12 protein-coding genes and 1 pseudogene are annotated in these 16,099 nt (G+C 69.9%); all 13 read left to right on the top strand.

Annotated features, from left to right (window positions below; genetic code table 11):
• Positions 1–222: 222 nt before the first annotated feature.
• Positions 223–1,560: an OFA family MFS transporter gene (locus ACTWQO_RS32630; protein ID WP_443240976.1), complete on the top strand. Its 1,338-nt coding sequence runs from the start codon at positions 223–225 to the stop codon at positions 1,558–1,560.
• Positions 1,529–1,663 carry an MFS transporter small subunit gene (locus tag ACTWQO_RS32625; protein WP_301985634.1) on the top strand — a complete coding sequence of 45 codons (135 nt, stop codon included), beginning with the start codon at positions 1,529–1,531 and terminating at the stop codon, positions 1,661–1,663. Before ACTWQO_RS32630 ends, ACTWQO_RS32625 begins: the two co-directional genes overlap by 32 nt.
• Before the next feature lie 148 nt (positions 1,664–1,811).
• Complete coding sequence (locus ACTWQO_RS32620; protein ID WP_443240975.1) at positions 1,812–2,750, top strand: beta-ketoacyl-ACP synthase III; 939 nt, start codon at positions 1,812–1,814, stop codon at positions 2,748–2,750.
• A 160-nt stretch (positions 2,751–2,910) separates the two neighbouring features.
• Positions 2,911–3,588: a GntR family transcriptional regulator gene (locus tag ACTWQO_RS32615; protein WP_443240974.1), complete on the top strand. Its 678-nt coding sequence runs from the start codon at positions 2,911–2,913 to the stop codon at positions 3,586–3,588.
• Positions 3,589–3,776: 188 nt separating this feature from the next.
• Positions 3,777–4,958: an ROK family protein gene (locus tag ACTWQO_RS32610; protein WP_328352804.1), complete on the top strand. Its 1,182-nt coding sequence runs from the start codon at positions 3,777–3,779 to the stop codon at positions 4,956–4,958.
• A 113-nt stretch (positions 4,959–5,071) separates the two neighbouring features.
• The gene (locus ACTWQO_RS32605; protein ID WP_443240973.1) at positions 5,072–6,589 is read left to right on the top strand and encodes a sugar ABC transporter ATP-binding protein; all 1,518 of its coding nucleotides are present in this window, start codon (positions 5,072–5,074) and stop codon (positions 6,587–6,589) included.
• The gene (locus ACTWQO_RS32600) at positions 6,586–7,605 is read left to right on the top strand and encodes an ABC transporter permease (protein WP_443240972.1); all 1,020 of its coding nucleotides are present in this window, start codon (positions 6,586–6,588) and stop codon (positions 7,603–7,605) included. The genes ACTWQO_RS32605 and ACTWQO_RS32600 overlap by 4 nt, the downstream gene beginning before the upstream one ends.
• A 17-nt stretch (positions 7,606–7,622) precedes the next feature.
• A complete protein-coding gene (locus tag ACTWQO_RS32595) occupies positions 7,623–8,663 on the top strand; it encodes a substrate-binding domain-containing protein (RefSeq protein ID WP_443240971.1) in 1,041 nt (346 codons plus the stop codon).
• Positions 8,664–8,748: 85 nt separating this feature from the next.
• Positions 8,749–9,975 carry a Gfo/Idh/MocA family protein gene (locus ACTWQO_RS32590; RefSeq protein ID WP_443240970.1) on the top strand — a complete coding sequence of 409 codons (1,227 nt, stop codon included), beginning with the start codon at positions 8,749–8,751 and terminating at the stop codon, positions 9,973–9,975.
• 14 nt (positions 9,976–9,989) lie between these two features.
• A complete protein-coding gene (locus ACTWQO_RS32585; RefSeq protein WP_443240969.1) occupies positions 9,990–10,988 on the top strand; it encodes a sugar phosphate isomerase/epimerase family protein in 999 nt (332 codons plus the stop codon).
• A gap of 80 nt (positions 10,989–11,068) precedes the next feature.
• Positions 11,069–13,558: a PQQ-dependent sugar dehydrogenase gene (locus ACTWQO_RS32580; protein ID WP_443240968.1), complete on the top strand. Its 2,490-nt coding sequence runs from the start codon at positions 11,069–11,071 to the stop codon at positions 13,556–13,558.
• A gap of 11 nt (positions 13,559–13,569) precedes the next feature.
• Positions 13,570–14,931: a ThuA domain-containing protein gene (locus ACTWQO_RS32575; RefSeq protein ID WP_443240967.1), complete on the top strand. Its 1,362-nt coding sequence runs from the start codon at positions 13,570–13,572 to the stop codon at positions 14,929–14,931.
• Positions 14,932–15,077: 146 nt separating this feature from the next.
• A pseudogene (locus tag ACTWQO_RS32570) lies at positions 15,078–16,067 on the top strand (inositol-3-phosphate synthase); the annotation flags it as partial.
• Positions 16,068–16,099 lie beyond the last annotated feature (32 nt).

Here is a 16,099-nt window from a genome sequence, read left to right as displayed (position 1 = left end):
TTCGGTCGAGGGATACCGCGGAGATGGCGCACTGCCGAAACTCTGTCGACGGAATATTGTCTACAGTATGGGACTTGGGGCAGCAAGAGTTCGCGCAAGAACCAGAACCGGCCACTGTGATCGTTGAATCAGTGACCGTTCATCGCGTTCTGGATACCGCTCACCGCATACGATCGACATCCGCCTTTTCAACCACCCCGGTTCTTCTTACCGTTCGGGATCATGAGTCCCCCAGTCGCACCCGCGGGCTGGAGCCGCTGGCTCGTTCCCCCAGCCGCGCTCTCGGTCCATCTCTCCATCGGCCAGGCCTACGCCTGGAGCGTGTTCAAGCCGCCGCTCGAATCCGCGCTCGGCCTCAGCGGCACCGAGAGCGCGCTGCCCTTCCAGCTCGGCATCGTGATGCTCGGTCTGTCGGCCGCGTTCGGCGGCACGCTCGTGGAGCGCAACGGACCGCGCTGGGCGATGACCGTGGCCCTGGTGTGCTTCTCGTCCGGCTTCCTGCTCTCCGCGCTCGGCGCGGCGACCGAGCAGTACTGGCTGATCGTCCTCGGCTATGGCTTCGTCGGCGGGATCGGCCTCGGCATCGGCTACATCTCGCCCGTGTCGACGCTGATCAAGTGGTTCCCCGACCGGCCGGGCATGGCCACCGGCATCGCCATCATGGGCTTCGGCGGCGGCGCGCTGATCGCCTCGCCGTGGTCGGCGCAGATGCTGGAGTCGTTCGGCAGCGACAGCTCCGGGATCGCGCTGGCGTTCCTGGTGCACGGACTGTCGTACGCCGTGTTCATGCTGCTGGGCGTGCTGCTGGTGCGGGTGCCGCGCACCGAGAAGCCGGTCGAGGGTGCGCCGAGCGCCTTCCAGGGACCGCAGGTCTCCGCCAACAGCGCCATCCGCACCCCGCAGTTCTGGTGTCTGTGGGTGGTGCTCTGCATGAACGTGACCGCGGGCATCGGCATCCTGGAGAAGGCCGCCCCGATGATCACGGACTTCTTCGCGGACACCTCGACGCCGGTCTCGGCGACGGCCGCCGCGGGCTTCGTGGCGCTGCTGTCGGCGGCCAACATGGCGGGCCGCATCGGCTGGTCGTCCACCTCCGACCTGATCGGACGCAGGAACATCTACCGCGTCTATCTGGGCGTGGGCGCGCTGATGTACGCGTCGCTCGCGCTGTTCGGCGACTCCTCCAAGCCGCTGTTCATCCTGAGCGCGCTGGTGATCCTCTCCTTCTACGGCGGCGGCTTCGCGACCATCCCCGCCTATCTGAAGGACCTCTTCGGCGCCTACCAGGTCGGCGCCATCCACGGGCGGCTGCTGACCGCCTGGTCGCTGGCCGGCGTGCTCGGGCCGCTGATCGTGAACTGGATCGCCGACCGGCAGGAGGAGGCCGGCAAGCACGGCTCGTCCCTGTACGGGCTGTCCTTCGTCATCATGATCGGGCTGCTCGTCGTCGGCTTCATCGCCAACGAACTCGTCCGGCCCGTCCACCCCCGCCATCACATCCCCGAACCCATCAGTCAGGAGGCCGTCGATGTCGAACGACAGCAGCCAGAGTCCGCCTGACCGGCGCGGTCTGATCGCCTTCGCCTGGGTGTGGGTGGGGGCGCCGCTCGCCTACGGGCTGTACGAACTCGTCCAGAAGGCGACGCAGCTGTTCACCGGGTGACGGTGCGGGAACTGTTCGGATGTCCGGGAACCTGACGGAAGCCGACAACCGGGGCGTCCGTTTCCTGTGGCTTCACCTGCCGCCGTACCGGTGAGTCACTGATCAGACTGGTGGATCCCGTAACCCGAAGCACCGAGGGGGACCACCCATGAACGGCTCGCGGATCGCCGCCGTCGGCCATTACCAGCCCGCCAGGGTACTCACCAACGAGGACCTGGCGGGCTTGGTCGACACCAGCGATGAGTGGATCACAAGCCGGGTGGGCATCCGGACGCGCCATATCGCCGGGCCGGACGAGCCGGTGGACGAGCTGGCCGCGCACGCCGCCGCCAAGGCGCTCGCGGCGGCGGGCCTGGCGCCCGCCGACATCGACCTGGTGCTGGTCGCCACGTCGACGGCCGTCGACCGCTCCCCGAACATGGCCGCCCGGGTCGCGGCCCGGCTCGGCATCCCGTCGCCGGCCGCCATGGACGTCAACGTCGTCTGCGCGGGCTTCACCCACGCGCTGGCCACGGCGGACCACGCCGTACGGGCGGGAGCTGCCGTACGCGCCCTGGTCATCGGCGCCGACAAGATGTCCGACGTCACCGACTGGACCGACCGGACCACCTGCGTCCTCGTCGGCGACGGCGCGGGGGCCGCCGTCGTCGAGGCCGTGGACGAGCCCGGTATCGGGCCGGTGCTGTGGGGCTCGGTGCCGGAGATGGGGCACGCCGTACGGATCGAGGGCACGCCCGCGCGCTTCGCGCAGGAGGGACAGAGCGTCTACCGATGGGCCACCACACAGCTGCCGCCGATCGCCCGCAAGGCCTGCGAGAAGGCCGGGCTCGCACCCGAGGACCTCGCCGCGGTCGTCCTCCACCAGGCCAACCTGCGCATCATCGAGCCGCTCGCCGAGAAGATCGGCGCGGTCAACGCGGTCGTCGCCCGCGATGTCGCCGAATCCGGTAACACCTCCGCCGCCAGCATCCCCCTTGCCTTCTCCAAGCTCGTCGAGCAGGGCGCGATCACCACCGGCGACCCGGTCCTGCTGTTCGGCTTCGGCGGCAATCTCTCGTACGCCGGACAGGTCGTCCGGTGTCCGTGAGCTGCGCCGACATCAGAGTGGGGCCAGGCGTGTGACTCCGGGTGTGACGAGGTCAACTCCGCGTTCCCCTGGCCCCGGTGCGCCGTAGACTGTAGACGAAAGACAATTCATACTCACGCTACGGCTGCTGTGCACGGCCCTGCCGAGGAGGGGGACCGCGATGTTGTCGACAGGACTGCCGCAGGGAGCTGTACCCAAGCTCGAACGACCCGGACCACTGCGCGACCGTGTCTATGAGGCACTGCTCGAACTCATCACCACCCGCGCCCTCCAGCCCGGCCAGCATCTGGTCGAGAGCGAACTCGCAGGCCATCTCGGCGTGTCGCGCCAGCCGGTGCGCGAGGCGCTGCAGCGGCTGAACACCGAGGGCTGGGTCGATCTGCGGCCCGCCCAGGGCGCGTTCGTGCATGAGCCGACCGAGGAGGAGGCCGACCAGCTCCTCACCGTCCGTACGCTCCTGGAGGCCGAGGCCGCCCGGCTCGCCGCCGCCAACGCGGGCAGCGCCGGCATCACCACGCTGGAAGAGCTGTGCGCGGAGGGCGAGAAGGCCGTCGCCGCCGACGACGTGGACGGCGCCGTCGCCATGAACGCCCGATTCCACGCCAAGATCATGGAGCTGGCCGGCAACGCGGTCCTCGCCGAACTCGCCGCCCAGGTCGACCGCCGCGTCCGCTGGTACTACACCCCGATCGCCCGCCAGCGTGGCCGGCAGTCCTGGATCGAGCACCGCGAGCTGATCGCCGCGATCTCCGAGCGGGACGAGGAGCGCGCCACGCAGCTGATGCGGGACCACACCGAGCACACGCGACGGTCGTATCACGCGCGGGCGAAGTCCTGACGTTCCCGCACGGGTAGGTGCCGTTCGCTCCGATGCGGAGTCCTCACGCCGACCTTTGTCCTGTGAGTGGAGAAAGTCAGCAGCAATCTCTGCACAGCTTCTTCCCAGCGTCGGCTACCGCTGCTACGTTCCCCTCGAAAGCCCGGCAACTGGTGGCCGATTGAGGCGGGGAGGGGCTCGTGAGACGCATGACGGCACGACCCGCGAATGCTCATCAGGCCCGTCTGCTCCTGCTGCTCAGGGACGGCGGCCCCAACTCGCGGGCCCAGCTGGGTGATCAGGTCGATCTGTCACGGTCCAAGCTGGCCGTGGAGGTGGACCGGCTCCTGGAGACCGGCCTCGTCGTGGCCGACGGACTCGCCGCCTCGCGCGGTGGCCGCCGCTCCCACAACGTCCGCCTCAATCCAGGACTGCGTTTCCTCGGCGTCGACATCGGCGCGACCTCGGTCGACGTCGCCGTCACCAACGCCGAGCTGGAGATCCTCGGCCATCTCAACCAGCCCATGGACGTACGCGAGGGCCCGGTCGCGGTCTTCGAGCAAGTCCTCGCCATGGCCGCGAAGTTGAGGGCCACGGGGCTCGCGGAGGGCTTCGACGGCGCCGGCATCGGCGTCCCGGGACCGGTCCGCTACCCCGAGGGTGTGCCGGTGGCTCCGCCGATCATGCCGGGCTGGGACGGCTTCCCGGTACGGGAGGCGCTCAGCCAGGAACTCGGCTGCCCGGTCATGGTCGACAACGACGTGAACCTGATGGCGATGGGGGAGCAGCACGCCGGGGTCGCCCGGACCGTGGCCGACTTCCTCTGCGTCAAGATCGGTACCGGTATCGGCTGCGGCATCGTCGTCGGCGGCACCGTCTACCGCGGCACGACCGGCAGCGCGGGGGACATCGGGCACATCCAGGCCGTGCCCGACGGCCGACCCTGCGCCTGCGGCAACCGGGGCTGCCTGGAAGCCCACTTCAGTGGAGCCGCGCTGGCCCGGGACGCCGTGGAGGCGGCCCAGCAGGGCCGGTCGGCGGAACTCGCCGCGCGTCTTGAGGCGAACGGCACCCTGACCGCCGTGGATGTCGCCGCCGCCGCTGCCGCGGGTGACGCCACCTCGCTCGACCTGATCCGTGAGGGCGGCAACCGCGTCGGCCAGGTCATCGCCGGACTCGTCTCCTTCTTCAACCCCGGCCTGTTGGTGATAGGCGGTGGAGTGACCGGCCTCGGCCACACCCTGCTCGCCGCGCTCCGCACCCAGGTCTACCGCCAGTCGCTGCCTCTGGCGACCGGCAACCTGCCCATAGTTCTAGGGGAGTTGGGCCCCACCGCCGGAGTCATCGGCGCGGCCCGGCTCATCAGCGACCACCTGTTCTCACCCGCGTAGACAGCACCTTCGTCAGGCACCTCAAGCACAGCGCCCCTGATCTGCCCTGCCCTGAACACGCATGCCCGCAAGCGCCCTGCAACCGGCCCGCACGCCCGCCAAGGGGAAGCCACATGGCACCAGAATCTCCGCTGCTCAGCATGTCCGGCATCACCAAGTCGTTCCCCGGAGTCCGGGCCCTGGACGGCGTCGACCTCGACGTCCAGGCCGGTGAAGTGCACTGCCTCCTCGGCCAGAACGGGGCCGGCAAGTCCACCCTGATCAAGGTCCTGGCCGGCGCCCACCAGCCGGACACCGGCACGATCCACTGGCGCGGCGAACCGGTCACGCTCCGCTCGCCCATCGCCGCCATGCGCCTCGGTATCGCCACCATCTACCAGGAACTCGACCTGGTGGAGCACCTGTCGGTGGCCGAGAACGTCCACCTGGGCCATGAACCCACGGCCGCCGGTTTCGTCGTACGACGCAGGACCGCGCGCGAGTCGACGGCCGCGCTGCTCCGGCGGCTCGGGCACCCGGAGATCGATCCGGCGCGGCTGGTCGGGGAGTTGTCGGCGGCCCAGCAGCAGATCGTGTCGATGGCGCGGGCGCTCTCCCACGACGTACGGCTCATCGTGATGGACGAGCCGTCCGCCGCGCTCGACCCCGACGAGGTCGACAACCTCTTCAGGATCGTGGGGGACCTGACCGCCGACGGGGTGGCCGTCGTCTACATCTCGCACCGCCTGGAGGAGATCCGCCGCATCGGCGACCGGGTGACCGTGCTGAAGGACGGGCGGGCGGTGGCGGTCGGACTGCCCGCGAAGTCCACGCCGACACGCGAGGTCGTGGCACTGATGACGGGACGGAACGTCGAGTACGTCTTCCCGGACCGGCCGACGCGAGATGCGTCGGGGAGTCCCCTGCTGGAGGTGCAAGGACTGGCCAGGGAAGGCGAGTTCGAGCGCCTGGACCTGACCGTGCACCCCGGAGAGATCGTCGGCCTGGCGGGTCTGGTCGGCTCGGGCCGCTCCGAGATCCTGGAGACGATCTACGGCGCTCGCAAACCCACCACCGGTCAGGTCCGGGTCGACGGACGGGTGCTCAGGCCCGGCAGTGTGCGGGCCGCCGTCCGTGCCGGGCTCGGCCTCGCGCCCGAGGAGCGCAAGGCGCAGGCGCTGCTGATGCTGGAGTCCGTCACCCGCAATGTGTCGGTCTCCTCCATGTCCCGCTTCTCGCGCGGCGGCTGGATGGACCACGGCGCCGAGCTGAGCGCTGCGCGGGCCGCCACCCGCGAGCTGTCGCTGCGCCCCGACAACCCCTCGGTTCCGGTGCGCACCCTGTCCGGCGGCAACCAGCAGAAGGCGGTCCTCGCCCGCTGGCTGCTGCGCGGCTGCCGGGTGCTGCTGCTCGACGAACCGACCCGGGGCGTCGATGTCGGCGCCCGCGCCGAGCTGTACGCGGTGATCCGCCGTCTCGCCGACGAAGGGCTCGGCGTGCTGCTGGTCTCCAGCGAGGTGCCCGAGGTGCTGGGCCTCGCCGACCGCGTCCTGGTGTTGCGCGAGGGGCGTGTCGTACACGAGGCGCCCGCCCGTGAACTCGACGAACACCGTGTACTCGACCTCGTCATGGAAGGAAGTCCGGCGTCATGACGCAGCACGTCTCCCCGCCCCGGGGCGGCACCGACAAGACGGTCCCGGTGGGCGAACCCCCCGCCTGGCGGGGAATGTTGGCCCGCTCCGACGTCCGTACGCTCTCCCTGCTCGGCGTGCTCGCCGCGCTGATCCTGATCGGCGGCATCACCAAGCCCGACGAGTTCCTCGACACCCGCAACCTCCAACTCGTCCTCACCCAGGGCTCGGTGATAGGCGTCGTCACGGTCGGTATGACCTTCGTCATCACCTCCGGCGGCATCGATCTCTCCGTCGGCGCGATCGTCGCCCTCGCCTCGGTCTGGGCGACCACCGTCGCCACCCAGGAGTACGGCTTCGCGGGCATCCTCTTCACGGCGGTGATCGTCGGAGTGGGCTGCGGCCTGGTCAACGGCCTGCTCATCGCGTACGGCGGGATGGTCCCGTTCATCGCCACCCTCGCCATGCTGGCCTCGGCGCGCGGGCTCGCCCTCCAGATCACCGACGGCAAGACCCAGATCGTCACGGTGCCCTCCGTCCTGGACCTCGGCGAGCGCGACGCATACGTCCTCGGCGTCCCGCCGCTCGTGATGGTGTTCGCCGTCGTCACGATCATCGGCTGGCTGATCCTGAACCGCACCACCTTCGGCCGCCGCACCGTCGCCGTCGGCGGCAACGCGGAAGCCGCCCGGCTCGCCGGCATCGACGTACGCCGGCAGCGGCTGTACCTCTATCTGCTGTCCGGACTGTGCTGCGGCATCGCCGCCTTCCTGCTGATCGTCCTGTCCGGCTCGGGCCAGAACACCAACGGCAACCTGTACGAACTCGACGCCATCGCGGCCGCGATCATCGGCGGCACGCTGCTGAGCGGAGGCCGCGGCACCATCGTCGGCTCGGTGCTCGGCGTTCTGATCTTCACCACGATCACCAACATCTTCGCCCTGAACAACCTGCAGAGCGACGTTCAGCAAATCGCCAAGGGCGCGATCATCGTCGCGGCCGTGCTGGTCCAGCGCCGTACCGCGAGCACGACTTGAGGAAAGGGTTCAGTGATATGTCACATCTCACCAGTCGCAGAGGACTGCTCTTCGGGGCCGCCGCCGTATCCACCGGAGCCCTCCTCGCAGGTTGCACGAGTAACGAGTCGAGCAACGACGAGCCGGCCGCGAACGACCAGCCGGCCGCCGACGACAAGCCCGGCAAGCAGGTCACCATCGGCTTCGCCGGCCCGCAGGCCGACCACGGCTGGCTCAACGCGATCAACGACAACGCCAAGAGCCGGGCAAAGAAGTACTCCGATGTCACCCTGGAGATCACCGAGGGCTCCAACGACACGGCCGCGCAGATCGGCCAGATCGAGACCCTGATCAACAAGAAGGTCGACGTCCTGGTGATCCTGCCCGCCGACGGCAAGGCCCTCACCCAGGTCGGGTTGCAGGCGATGCGCGCGAACATCCCCGTCGTCAACCTCGACCGGATCTTCAACACCCCGCAGGCGTACCGCTGCTGGATCGGCGGCGACAACTACGGCATGGGCCTCAACGCCGGTCACTACATCGGCGAGAAGCTCAAGGGGAAGTCGGGCGCCCGCGTCATCGAGCTGGCCGGCCTGGACAACCTGGAGCTGACCCAGCAGCGCACGAAGGGCTTCGACGACGCGCTGAAGAACTACCCCAACGTCAAGAAGGTGGCCCGTCAGGCGGCCGAGTTCACGGTGGAGTCCGGGCAGGCCAAGATGGCCCAGCTCCTCCAGGCCCAGTCGAAGTTCGACGCCCTGTGGAACCACGACGACGACCAGGGCGTGGGCGCCCTGCGCGCCATCGAGCAGGCCGGACGGGACGACTTCCTGATGGTCGGCGGGGCGGGTGCGCTCTCCGCCTTCCAGGCCATCAAGCAGGACGACGGCGTGCTGAAGGCGACCGTCCTCTACCCGCCCACCATGGCCGCGTCCGCGATCGACCTCGCCCGCGCGCTCGGCCAGAGCAAGGGCATCGGCGGCCTCGCCGAGTTCGAGATCCCTGCCTCGCTGACGCTGTACTCGGCCGTCGTCGACAAGACCAACGTCGACCAGTACATGCCCACCGGCTTCAAGTAAGCGCGCCCCGCACACCCGGGTCCGGCCCACGCACCGGGCCGGACCCCACCCCCCACCGCGCCACGACGACGAGGAGGACCACTCCATGGGACAGCCGAACCCGCCCGAGGGAGCAGAGGGAGCCGGGGGAGCCGAGCCCGAGAAGCCGCCGCTGCGTGTCGGCATGGTCGGGTACGCCTTCATGGGCGCCGCCCACTCCCAGGGCTGGCGGACCGCGGGCCGGGTCTTCGATCTTCCCCTGCGTCCGGAGTTGACCGCGATCTGCGGACGGGACTCGGCCGCCGTACGCGCCGCGGCCGACCGGCACGGCTGGGCGTCGGCCGAGACCGACTGGCGGGCCCTGGTCGCACGGGACGACATCGACCTCGTCGACATCTGCACGCCCGGGGACAGCCACGCCGAGATCGCCCTCGCCGCGCTGGCCGCCGGCAAGCACGTCCTGTGCGAGAAGCCGCTCGCGAACACCGTCGAGGAAGCGGGAGCCATGACGGCGGCCGCTCAAGAAGCTTCGGAACGCGGCCAGTTGGCGATGGTCGGCTTCAACTACCGCCGGGTGCCCGCCACGGCGCTCGCCCGCCGGATGATCGCCGACGGCAAGCTCGGCAGTCTGCGCCACGTCAGGGTGACGTACCTTCAGGACTGGCTCGTCGACCCCGAGTTCCCGCTCACCTGGCGGCTGCGCAAGGAACTGGCCGGCTCCGGCGCCCTCGGCGACCTGGGCGCCCATATCGTCGACCTCGCGCAGTATCTGACGGGGGAGCAGCTGGCCGGGGTGTCCGCGGTCACGGAGACGTTCGTGCGTGAACGCCCGCTGCCGGGCGGTGCCGTGAAAGGGCTGTCCGCGGTGTCGGCCGAGGGCACCGGCCCGGTCACCGTCGACGACGCCGCCCTGTTCACCGGCCGCTTCCCCTCCGGCGCCCTCGCCTCCTTCGAGGCGACCCGGTACGCCACCGGCCGCAAGAACGCCCTGCGCATCGAACTCAACGGCGAGCGCGGCTCGTTGGCCTTCGACCTGGAGCGGCTCAACGAGCTCGAGTACCACGACGGTACGGAGCCCGGCACGCACGCGGGCTTCCGCCGCATCCTCGTCACCGAACCCGACCACCCCTACCTGGAGGCCTGGTGGCCGCCCGGTCACGGCCTCGGCTACGAGCACACCTTCGTCCACCAGGCCCGCGACCTCGTCCACGCCATCGCCGAGGGCCGCCGGCCGGAACCGTCCTTCGCGGACGGCCTCCAGGTGCAGCGCGTCCTGGCGGCGGTCGAGGAGAGCGCCGAGAAGAACTCCGTCTACACACCCATCGCCGTCTGAGGAGGCCTCTGTCCATGCCGCGGAACTTCACGCTCTTCACCGGCCAGTGGGCCGACCTCCCCCTCGAAGAGGTCTGTGGCCTCGCCCGCGACTTCGGCTACGACGGACTCGAACTCGCCTGCTGGGGCGACCACTTCGAGGTCGACAAAGCCCTCGCGGACCCGTCGTACCTCCAGTCCCGGCACGCGCTGCTCGACAAGTACGGCCTCAAGTGCTGGGCGATCTCCAACCACCTCGTCGGCCAGGCCGTCTGCGACGCCATCATCGACGAGCGCCACCAGGCGATTCTGCCGGGCGAGACCTGGGCCGACGGAGACCCGGAGGGGGTGCGGCGGCGGGCCGCGGACCGTATGAAGGACACCGCGCGTGCGGCGTCCGCCTTCGGTGTCGACACCGTCATCGGCTTCACCGGCTCCGCGATCTGGCACCTGGTCGCGATGTTCCCGCCCGCCCCCGAGTCGATGATCGACCGCGGCTACCAGGACTTCGCCGACCGCTGGAACCCGATCCTCGACGTCTTCGACGCGGAGGGCGTGCGGTTCGCCCACGAGGTCCACCCGAGCGAGATCGCGTACGACTACTGGACAACTCACCGTGCGCTGGAGGCCGTTGACCACCGGCCCGCCTTCGGCCTGAACTTCGACCCCTCCCACTTCGTGTGGCAGGACCTCGACCCGGTCGGCTTCCTCTGGGACTTCCGCGACCGCATCTACCACGTCGACTGCAAGGAAGCCCGCAAGCGGCTCGACGGCCGCAACGGCCGCCTCGGCTCGCATCTGCCCTGGGGCGACCCGCGCCGCGGCTGGGACTTCGTGTCGGCGGGCCACGGCGACGTCCCCTGGGAGGACGTCTTCCGCATGCTGCACTCCATCGACTACCAGGGCCCCATCTCCGTGGAGTGGGAGGACGCCGGCATGGGCCGGCTGCAGGGCGCACCCGAGGCCCTGACCCGCCTCAAGGCCTACGACTTCGAGCCGCCGTCGGCCTCCTTCGACGCGGCCTTCGGCAACTGAGCAGTCCACTTCTCCGGGGTGACGGCGCACCCCGGCGCAAGGCACCCGCATGTACAACCAGCCCCATTCTGGAGGCACCCGTGCACGCGTACGACCGCACCACCAGCACCGACAGAAACGAGATCCACAGACGACGCCGCCTGTCCTTCCGCAAGGCGGTCGCCCTGCTCAGCGGGACACTGCTGGCAGGCGCGTCCCTCACCCTCGTAGCGCCTCCTGCCAGCGCCGAACCCTCGGTGGCCGCCGAGGACTTCCAGCAGGTCACGCTCGCCAAGGGCGAGCCGGAGACCGGCGAGCCCATGTCGCTCGCCGTCCTCCCGGACCGCTCGGTCCTGCACACCTCCCGCGACGGCGAACTCCGCCTCACCGACGCGGCGGGCACCACCAAGCTCGCCGGCAAGCTCGACGTCTACTCGCATGACGAGGAAGGTCTCCAAGGCGTAGGCGTCGACCCGGGATTCGCCGACAACCGGTTCATCTACCTCTACTACGCGCCCCCGATGAACACCCCGGCGGGCGACGCCCCCGAGACCGGCACCGCGGCCGACTTCGCCCCGTTCGACGGCGTCAACCGCCTCTCCCGCTTCGTACTGAAGGCGGACGGCACCCTCGACACTGCCAGCGAGAAGAAGATCCTCGACGTCCCGGCCACGCGCGGCATCTGCTGCCACGTCGGCGGCGACATCGACTTCGACGTGGCGGGGAACCTGTACCTGTCGACCGGGGACGACTCCAACCCGTTCCAGTCGGACGGCTTCACCCCCATCGACGAGCGCGCCAACCGCAACCCGGCCTTCGACGCCCAGCGCACGGCCGGCAACACCAACGACCTGCGCGGCAAGATCCTCCGCGTCAAGGTGAACGCTGACGGCTCGTACGCCATCCCCGACGGCAACCTCTTCGCGCCCGGCACGGACAAGACGCGCCCCGAGATCTACGCGATGGGCCTGCGCAACCCGTTCCGCTTCAGCGTCGACGAGAAGACGGGGATTCTGTACGTGGGTGAGTACGGCCCCGACGCCGGAGCCGCCGACCCGGCTCGTGGACCGGCGGGCCAGGTCGAGTTCGCCCGCATCACCAAGCCCGGCAACTTCGGCTGGCCGTACTGCACCGGCGACAACGACGCCTACGTGGACTACGACTTCGCAACCGGCGCCTCCGGTGCGGCATTTGACTGCGCCGCCCCCAAGAACACCTCGCCGAACAACACCGGCCTGACCGACCTGCCCCCGGCGCAGCCCGCCTGGATCCCGTACGACGGCCCGTCCGTCCCGGAGTTCGGTGACGGCTCCGAGTCCCCGATGGGTGGCCCGGTCTACCACTACGACCCGAACCTCGACTCGCCGGTCAAGTTCCCCGAGGCGTACGACGGTGACTTCTTCGCGGGCGAGTTCGGCCGCCGCTGGATCAAGCGCATCACCTCGGACGCCGACGGCACGGTGCAGTCGATCAACGACATCCCGTGGACCGGCACCCAGGTCATGGACATGGAGTTCGGCCCGGACGGCGCGCTGTACGTCCTCGACTACGGCGTCTCCTGGTTCGGCGGCGACGAGCACTCCGCGCTGTACCGCATCGAGAACGCGACCGACGGGCACTCTCCGGTGGCACAGGCGTCCTCTTCCGTGACGTCCGGGCAGGCGCCGCTGAAGGTGAACTTCTCCTCCGCCGGCACCAGTGACGCCGACGGCGACTCCCTCACGTACAGCTGGGACTTCGGCGACGGAGCCAAGTCGACCTCGGCGAACCCCACGCACAAGTACACGAAGAACGGGACCTACACGGCGACGCTGACGGCCAAGGACCCCAGCGGCCGCACCGGCAGCGCCAGTGTGCAGATCGTGGTGGGCAACACGGCGCCGACGGTGACTCTGGAACTGCCGCGGGACGGGCAGCTATTCAGCTTCGGGGACGCCGTGCCGTTCAAGGTGAAGGTCACCGATCCGGAGGACGGGACCATCGACTGCGCCAAGGTCAAGGTCACCTTCGTCCTCGGCCACGACAGCCACGGTCACCCGGTGACCTCGGCGAACGGCTGCACCGGCACCATCCAGACCAGCGCCGACGGCGGCCATGACGAGGACGCGAACATCTTCGGCGTCTTCGACGCGGAGTACACCGACGGCGGTGGCGGCGGCCAGGAGGCGCTCACCAGCCACGACCAGTCCGTCGTCCAGCCCAAGCACCGCCAGGCCGAGCACTTCGGGAAGGCCTCGGGAGCCAAGGTGCAGACACGTGCCACCGCGCACGGCGGCGAGACCGTCGGCGACATCAACAACGGCGACTGGATCTCCTTCGAGCCCTACGTCCTGAGCAACGCCAAGAAGCTCACGGCACGGGTCGCCTCCGCCGGCACGGGCGGCAAGCTCGAGATCCGCGCGGGCTCACCCAAGGGACGCCTACTCGGCACCGCGAACGTTCCGGTGACGGGCGGCTGGGAGACCTACCAGGACGTCAGTACGTCCCTGAAGGGCGCACCACGCGGGACGACCACGCTCTACCTGGTCTTCAAGGGCAGCGGCACCGGCGCCCTGTACGAGGTGGACGACTTCACCTTCACCACGGGCTGAGAGGAGACGTGATGCGATCAACCAGCCGAATGGCAACCGCGGTTGTGGGCGCGGCACTGGTCCTCGGCTGCGTCTCGGGGCCGGCCGCGTCGGACCCCGACGCGGACGCCGGGCGGGTGCTGGTCTTCTCCAAGACCGCGGGCTTCCGCCATGACTCCATCCCCGAGGGCGTGGCAGCCCTCAAGGAACTCGGCGCGTCGAGCGACTACACCGTCGACGCGACCGAGGACGCGCGCGCCTTCACCCCGTCGAACCTGCGGCGCTACGACGCCGTGGTCTTCCTCTCGACGACCGGGGACGTCCTGAACGGCAAGCAACAGCGCGCCTTCGAGGGCTACATCCGGCAGGGCGGCGGCTATATGGGCGTCCACGCCGCAGCCGACACCGAGTACGACTGGGCGTTCTACGGCGGCCTCGCCGGTGCGTATTTCGAGTCGCACCCGGCGATCCAGCGCGCGACGGTGCGGGTCGAGGACCATGCGCACCCCGCGACCGCCGGTCTGGACGCCGCCTGGGACCGGACGGACGAGTGGTACAACTACCGCTCCAACCCCCGGGACCGGGCCCATGTCCTCGCCTCGCTGGACGAGTCCTCGTACACGGGCGGCACGATGGACGGCGACCACCCGATCGCCTGGTGCCAGCAGTACCAGGGCGGACGCTCCTTCTACACCGGCGGCGGGCACACCAAGGAGTCGTTCGCCGAACCGGCCTTCCGGCAGCACCTGTTGGGCGGGCTGCGCTGGACCGTCGGTGACGCCCAGGCCGATTGCCGTCCGGAGAACGGCTACCGCCCGATCTTCGACGGCACGGCCGCCTCACTGGCCGACTGGAAGCAGGCGGGCCCGGGTTCGTTCGACCTGAACGACGACGGCACGCTCACGACGACCGGCGGCCTCGGCATGCTCTGGTATGCCTCCAAGGGCTACGGCGCCTACTCACTGAAGCTCGACTGGAAGGTGGACGGAGACGACAATTCCGGTGTATTCGTGGGATTTCCGCCCTCGGACGACCCGTGGTCGGCTGTCGACAACGGCTATGAGATCCAGATCGACGCCACGGACGTACCGGAGAAGACGACCGGGTCCGTCTACGGCTTCCAGTCCGCCGACCTCGCCAAGCGCGACCGTGCGCTGAACCCGCCGGGGGAGTGGAACACGTACGAGATCCGCGTGGAGGGCGAGCGCCTCCGCGTGTGGCTCAACGGCGTCCAGATCAACGACTTCACCAACACCGATCCGGTCCGGAGCCTGCGCGACGGACATGTCGGCATCCAGAACCACGGAGCCGACGACCAGGTGTCCTTCCGCGACATCCGGATCAAGGAACTGCCCGTGAAGGGGTCGAAGACCTCGGCCTCTCCGGGCGACTGAACGGCGGCGGGCGGGGGACGCCGGACTCCCGCCCGCCGTCTCCCACTTGTGCGTTCCCGGACGACGGCTCGTGCACGGCGGCTCGTGCAAGACGACTCGAGCACGGTGTTCTCGCCCGGTGATCGCGTACGACAAGGAGGCTGCCCATGTCCGCGTCCCTTCCTCGACCGCCTCGCGTGGGGGTATGGCTGATCGGAGCCCGCGGCTCCGTGGCCACGACCGTCGTCGCGGGATGCGCCGCCGTCACGGCGGGCCTGCATCCGCCCACCGGCATGGTCACCGAGACCCCCGACTTCACGGACTGCGATCTGCCACCCCTGTCCTCCCTCGTCTTCGGCGGCCACGACACGGTCGACTGCCCCCTGCCGAAACGCGCCGAGGCCCTCGCGGCGGGCGGCGTCCTCCCACCCGGCCTCCCTGCGGCGATCGCCTCCGAACTGACCGCGGCGGACCAGGAGATCAGGACCGGCGGCCCGGCTCCCGGCGACACCCGGGACGAGGAGGACCTGATCGCCGCCTTCGCCGCGGACATCCAGGATTTCGTACGACGGTGTGGGCTGGAGCGGGCGGTGGTGGTGAACGTCGCCTCCACGGAACCCCCGGCCACCGGCGCCGCGCTGCCGCCGAGTTCCCTGTACGCGGCCGCTGCCCTCCGCGCGGGCTGCCCCTACGTCAACTTCACCCCGTCGACAGGTCTGCACCACCCCTCGCTCGCCGCCCTGGCCGAGGCGAGCGGTGTGCCGTACGCGGGCCGTGACGGCAAGACCGGCCAGACGCTGCTGCGTTCGGCGCTGGGCCCGATGTTCGCGCAGCGCGCCCTCGCCGTCCGGGCCTGGTCCGGCACCAACCTGCTGGGCGGCGGTGACGGCGCCGCGCTCGCGGACCCCGGCGCGGCGGCGGCGAAGAACGCCGGCAAGGAGCGGGTGCTGGCGGACACCCTCGGCACCGTCCCCGAGGGCGAGGTCCATATCGACGACGTCCCCGCCCTCGGCGACTGGAAGACCGCCTGGGACCACATCGCCTTCGACGGCTTCCTCGGCACGCGGATGATCCTCCAGACCATCTGGCAGGGCTGCGACTCGGCGCTTGCGGCACCCCTCGTGCTGGACCTTGCGCGACTGGTGGCCCGCGCCCACTAGACGGGTCTGTCCGGCCCGCTGTCGGAACT

This window comes from Streptomyces sp. 4N124, from assembly GCF_052245395.1.
In the GTDB taxonomy this organism is placed as follows: Bacteria; Actinomycetota; Actinomycetes; order Streptomycetales; family Streptomycetaceae; genus Streptomyces.
The sequence above is the reverse complement of the archived record's forward strand: the minus strand, read 5'-3'. Positions and strand labels throughout refer to the sequence as shown.